This is a genomic window from Mycobacterium sp. MUNTM1, assembly GCF_054660795.1.
The window spans coordinates 1-220 of sequence record NZ_BAAGDE010000190.1 but is presented as its reverse complement, the minus strand read 5'-3'; the positions used below and the strand labels follow the sequence as shown (position 1 = coordinate 220).

Annotated in this window: 1 protein-coding gene; it reads left to right on the top strand. The window is 70.9% G+C overall.

What is annotated here, in order from left to right:
* The coding region (locus tag ACYQ8K_RS30380) for a DUF222 domain-containing protein (RefSeq protein ID WP_459975104.1) at positions 1–220 on the top strand (220 nt) is incomplete at both ends.

Below are 220 nucleotides of genomic sequence, written 5' to 3'. Positions count from 1 at the left end.
CCGCCACCGCCGCGGCCCAGCGTGACGGGGCGATCGGGGCCGACCACGTGGCGGTGATCCGGCGGTTTTTCCACCAGTTGCCCGAGTCCGTCGACCTCGACACCTGCGCGCACGCCGAGAGACAACTGGCGGCCAGGGCCGCTGAGTTCCGGCCCGATCAGCTCGCCAAACTGGCCCGCCGCCTGATGGACTGCCTCAATCCCGACGGCAGCTACACCGA